This is a genomic window from Bradyrhizobium sp. RD5-C2, from assembly GCF_019972155.1.
Lineage (GTDB): Bacteria > Pseudomonadota > Alphaproteobacteria > Rhizobiales > Xanthobacteraceae > Bradyrhizobium.
In genome coordinates this window covers 242,540-247,528 of record NZ_BOVL01000009.1, presented here as the reverse complement: position 1 = coordinate 247,528, position 4,989 = coordinate 242,540, and the positions used below count along the sequence as shown (strand labels likewise).

At 65.4% G+C, this 4,989-nt stretch carries 6 protein-coding genes; 1 reads left to right on the top strand and 5 read right to left on the bottom strand.

Translation table 11 applies throughout. The features are described 5' to 3' along the window. Positions 1 to 641 (bottom strand): tetratricopeptide repeat protein (locus BraRD5C2_RS10775; RefSeq protein ID WP_374707976.1); only part of this gene is annotated, 641 nt, incomplete at its 3' end. A gap of 114 nt (positions 642 to 755) precedes the next feature. Between BraRD5C2_RS10775 and BraRD5C2_RS10770 the strand changes: the two genes are divergently transcribed. Beyond that, positions 756 to 1,007, top strand: a complete 252-nt coding sequence (locus BraRD5C2_RS10770) for a porin (protein ID WP_223968247.1) — start codon at positions 756 to 758, stop codon at positions 1,005 to 1,007. 83 nt (positions 1,008 to 1,090) lie between these two features. Here BraRD5C2_RS10770 and BraRD5C2_RS10765 read toward each other — a convergent pair whose 3' ends face one another. The 4 genes from BraRD5C2_RS10765 to BraRD5C2_RS10750 form a co-directional block, all read right to left on the bottom strand. Further along, complete coding sequence (locus BraRD5C2_RS10765) at positions 1,091 to 2,125, bottom strand: LLM class flavin-dependent oxidoreductase (RefSeq protein WP_223968246.1); 1,035 nt, start codon at positions 2,123 to 2,125, stop codon at positions 1,091 to 1,093. Positions 2,126 to 2,349: 224 nt separating this feature from the next. Continuing rightward, on the bottom strand, positions 2,350 to 3,273 hold the full coding sequence (locus BraRD5C2_RS10760; RefSeq protein WP_223968245.1) for a glutathione S-transferase family protein: 924 nt from the start codon (positions 3,271 to 3,273) through the stop codon (positions 2,350 to 2,352). A gap of 112 nt (positions 3,274 to 3,385) precedes the next feature. Continuing rightward, positions 3,386 to 4,144, bottom strand: coding sequence for an SDR family NAD(P)-dependent oxidoreductase (locus tag BraRD5C2_RS10755; protein ID WP_223968244.1), 759 nt, complete (start codon positions 4,142 to 4,144; stop codon positions 3,386 to 3,388). Positions 4,145 to 4,181: 37 nt separating this feature from the next. Continuing rightward, entirely contained in the window at positions 4,182 to 4,751 is a 570-nt protein-coding gene (locus BraRD5C2_RS10750) for a TetR/AcrR family transcriptional regulator (RefSeq protein WP_223968243.1), read from the bottom strand. Positions 4,752 to 4,989 lie beyond the last annotated feature (238 nt).

Here is a 4,989-nt window from a genome sequence, read left to right as displayed (position 1 = left end):
GTCAGGACATGCGCAGCCCGCGCGAAGTCATCGGTATCATGCAGCAGCCGCCCGAGATCAAGCTTCAGATCGACGCTGTCGGGGACCAGCGCCAGGCCGGCCTCGACCGTGCTGATCGCCTCGTCGTATTGACCGGCCTTGGCGAGCTGGCCGGCGAGTTCCTGAAATGAAGGGAGATATGGCGGGCGGCGTGCAACCGTGCGCCGAAGCTGTGCCAAGCCGTCCGTGGCCCGCCCCGCACCGCACAACAATGCGCCAAGCAAGGTCTCGACCTCGCCATCGTCGCCGCGGCGCGCAACCCGCTCGAGCGGCGCAATCGCCTCGGCTTCCCGCTTCTGTCCCCTCAAAGCATGGGCGAGCAGAAGCGCTGCGTTCCTGTCCGTGCGGCTGGATTTCAGGATGTTGACTGCAATCTGCTCCGCCTGAGCGAATTGCTGCGTTCGTAACGCCATCGCGCCTTGTTGCAGCGCTTGAGCGAGGAAATTGCTTTGCCTGCCACTCACGGGAAGCTTCCGGAGGATGCGAGAGAGAATGTCATTGAGCCTTAGCCCGCGCCCCTCTGCGCGTCCATCAAAAGTCTCGTGAAAGCACGACATGAGGACAACCGGAGCAATCCGCTTGCGACGCGCTACAACATCCACGACCTCAGTGGTCCGGCTGGCGCCAACACCATCTTCGGCGGCACCGGTGCGCCAAGACCCTCGTCCGCACCCCGGCGGCAACGGTGTGGGTGGTACTTGGGGTGCTGTTCCTCGGTGCGGCTGTCGCAGGCATCACCTCCTGCAACCCGGACTTACAGCATCGCGCAGATCGGCACGCAGACCCAGTGGACCCCCGTCAAGAACCTGACCTTCACGGGTGACTTGACCTACACCCATCTGGATCAGAAGTTTGCCGGTACGGTCGCGTTCCCCGGCAGCGCCGCTCTCGGCAAGCCGGCTGCGATTTACGAGCTGAAGAATCAGAACACCCTGACCATGATGCTCAAAGTCCAGCGCAACTGGTGATCCCGGTTGATCTGACAAAGATCTAACAGAGCCCCCGGCGCCAAAACGCCGGGGGTTTTGCTTTGCAAGTTCGCTCTCGCCGATCAGGCGGCGAGCATGTCGCGCACCAGCGGCACCACCTTGCGGCCATAGAGCTCGATGCTCTTCATCAGCTTCTCATGCGGCAGCGGGCCCGCCGAATATTTCAGCTGGAAGCGCGCAGCGCCGAGCGCCTTCACGGTCGCCGCGATCTTGCGGGCGACGGTTTCCGGTCCGCCGACATAGAGCGAGCCGTGTTCGGCCTCGGCCACGAACTCGTCGCGGCTCATCGGCGGCCAGCCGCGCTCCTTGCCGATCCGGTCACGCATGACCTTGTAGTCGGGCCACAGTTCTTCCCGAGCTTGCGCGTCCGTCTCGGCAACGTAGCCTGGCGAATGCACGCCGATCGGCTTCGGCGTCCGGCCGAACTGCTGGTAGGCGCGCTGGTGCAGGTCGACATAGGGCGCAAAGCGCTTGGGATCGCCGCCGATGATGGCGAGCATCAGCGGCAGGTCGTAATGCGCCGCGCGCACCACCGATTCGGGGCTGCCGCCGACGCCGATCCAGGTCTTGAGCCGGCCGTGCTCGACCGGCGGATAGACCGACTGGCCGCTGAGCGGCGGCCGCAGCTTGCCCTCCCAGCTCACCGGCTCCTGCTTCAGGAGCTCGGTGAACAGGTCGAGCTTCTCCTCGAACAACTCGCTGTATTGCCGGAGGTCGAAGCCGAACAGCGGGAACGATTCGGTGAACGAGCCGCGGCCGAGGATCACCTCGGCGCGGCCGTTCGAGACCGCGTCGACGGTCGCGAAGCGCTGGAAGACGCGGATCGGATCGTCCGAGCTCAGCACGGTCACCGCCGAGCCGAGACGGATGTTTTGGGTACGCGCGGCGATGGCCGCCAGCACGGTCTCGGGGGAGGAGATCGCAAAGTCGGCCCGGTGGTGCTCGCCAAGCCCGATGAAATCGATCCCGAGCTGATCCGCCAGCACCGCCTCGTCGACGACGTTGCGGATCACCTGGGCGTGGGGCAGCGGGGCGCCGGCAGCGTCCTTGGTGACGTCGCCGAATGTGTCGAGCCCGAATTCGAGAGAGGTCGTCATCACATAGTCCAGTTGTCGGCGTGGCGGAGCATCCGCCACGGGCCACCCATCGCACGCAGGCCGAAAGGTCGTATTGCTGCGGAGATGTCCGCGAGCCTGCGCTGTGGAGCCTTCGGTTGGAGATAGAGTGCAGGTATTGCCTGTTCGCCGGCCGGCAAGGCCACGCTGCGAAACGCAGCGTTTCCAGGACGCTTGTATCCGGCCCGTGGCCGGGACTGCGGCGATCAGCCCGGGATGACCAGGAAGCCGGCCCGCGGGAAATGCACCACGACCTCGCCTGCGCGTTCGTCGGACCGGCGGATCGCGATGTGCTGTGCCGACAGCGAGACGATCTCACCGCGGACCGGGATCTTGCCGTAGTCATCCGGCATCACGCTGACGATGTCGCCGGGCTTGCGACCGTTCGGATCCAAGGGATCGCCGAAAACCGGCGTCTCCGGCTGTGCCTTCGCCGCGATCTCGAGCGCGTCGGCTGACGACATTTCGGTGCGCGCGCCGTGACCGATGCCGCGCACGCGCTCCTCCCAGGCCGTAGCGCGCGGGAAGGGCTTCATGATCTCGTCCATCGTTGCGACACTTTGCCGGGCGTACCACACGTTCATGTAGGCGCTGACGTCGGCGAGGCTGAACTCGCCGAACAGCCACGATCGGCCATCGCCAAGTTGCGCCTCGATCCAGTCGACATGGGCGCGGAATTGGTCGCGCATCTGCGGCAGCGCCGCGGTCATGGCAGCGACATCGAACTTGGCGCCGCGCAGCTTCTCGCGATCCTCGATGAAATCCTGCGGGACCTTGTCTCCGATAAAGCCGAACGCAAGGGTGACCGTGTTCTGGAAGAACGGCCGGTCGGTCCACATGCCGAGCGCCCAGGGCATTCCGGCATGGCCCGCGGGAAACAGCGTCGGCGTCGGATAGCGCCGCTCCAGTTCGCGGATGATGATTTGGGTGTCGCAATAGATGTCCGCGCCGATCTGCATCGTCGGCGTGCGGCGATAGCCGCCGGTCATCGGCATCAGATCCGGCCGCGGCATGATCCGGGAAATCCGTACCGAGTTCCAGGCAAGCTTCTTGAAGCCGAAGATGATGCGGATCTTCTCGGAGAACGGCGATTGATCGAAATGATGCAGGATCGGCGTGGGCTGCGACATGGCCTTCTCCCGGGACAGGGCTGCGATCTCCTCGGATCTTGTCGCACAGCCTGACAAGATTCCGGCGGATCGCAACCCATTTCCGCTGGAGAACGACGACGGCGCGGTGCCGTCAGAACGACTCCGCCCATGGCCGCAGGTCGAGCTCCAGCGTCCAGGCACTGCGATGCTGGTGATGCAGCACCCAATAGGCGTCGGCGATGGCTGCGATGTTGAGCAGCCCATCCGGCCCGCGGTCGTCCTTCAATTGCGGACGCAGGCTCAGCAGGCGATCGCCCTCGATGCCGCCGTCGACCACGACATGGCCGACATGGATGCCCTGCGGCCCGAATTCCCGCGCCACGCTCTGCGCCATCGCGCGCAGCGCTGCCTTGGCGGAGGCGAATGGCGCGTAGTTGGCCTTGCCGCGCAACGAGCCGCTGGCACCGGTGAACACCAGCGTGCCGCCGCCGCGCGCCAGCAAGGCAGGGATCGCAGCCTGCGCGAGCTGGAAACCGCCGAGCGCGTGTTCGCGCCAGTGCTCCTCGAAGCGCTGCTCGGTGACCTTGAGGAACGGCGCCGGCCGGTTGGAGCCTGCATTGTGCACGGCCATCGCCAGCGGCGCGAGCTTCCCGGCCGCCTCGACGAAGCGGCCGACATCCGCGGCATTTGAGGCATCACCGACGACATGGCTGACCCTGGCGCCGGTTGCCGCGAGTTCCGCCGCCGTCGCGGCGAGCTTCTCGGCGTTGCGCCCGGCGATCGCGACGGGATAGCCGCCGGCGGCAAAGCGACGCGCGATCGCGGCGCCGAGGCCGTTGGATGCGCCGACGCCGGCAATCAGCACGCTTCCTTGCACGGCGGTCTGCTCAAGGATGGGTTGGTCGTTCATGGCTCACTCCATCAAGTTGCCCGCGGCGCGGGCGAAATCATTGGTCTGACGCCATCGCGACGATGGCATCGCGCACCGTGCGCAGAATGGCATCAGACCGCTTCGGATCGGTGATGACGCGCGAGATCGCGAGCGCACCGACCATTGCACTCACCGCGACGATCGCGCGGGCATCGTCGTCGTCGCCCAACGTCTCGGTGACCTTGGCGATGAAGGATTCAATGTGCGGTTCCATCACCGCGCGGCACTGCTCGCCGGCGCGTCCGACGTCGGAGATCAGCGCGCCGATCGCGCAGCCCGACTTCGGCGAGTTGCGATGACTACGGCTAAGATAGCTCCGCACCAGCGCGTTGACGCTGACCGGTCTTTCGGGATCGCGCGCTGCGTGCGCCGACGCTTCGCCTGAATTCAGCGCCTGTTGCAGCGCCGCGGCGATCAGGTCGGAACGCGAGGCAAAGTGCCCATAGAAGCCGCCATGGGTCAGCTTCACCTGCTGCATCAGGCCGCCGATGCTGAGCGCGTCGATCCCCTTGTCGCGGATCTGCGTCGCCGCCTCGTTCAGGATGCGCTCCCGGCTCCTGGCCTTGTCGGCCTGGGAATGGCCCATTTCGCAGTGCCCCTGTTTGACTCTCCATCTGGATTATGACCATCATGCACCTGGATGACAACCATCATCCAGAAAAATTCTCAGTCACAAAGCAGGGAGCAACAGATGTCCGGCAGCGCGAGCGAAGGGCGGGTCCGCCACGAGCGGCATGATCACATCCTGAAGATCATCATCGACAATCCCGCGAAGAAGAACGCCTTCAGTCCGGAGATGATGGCCGAGCTGTCCGACGCGCTGA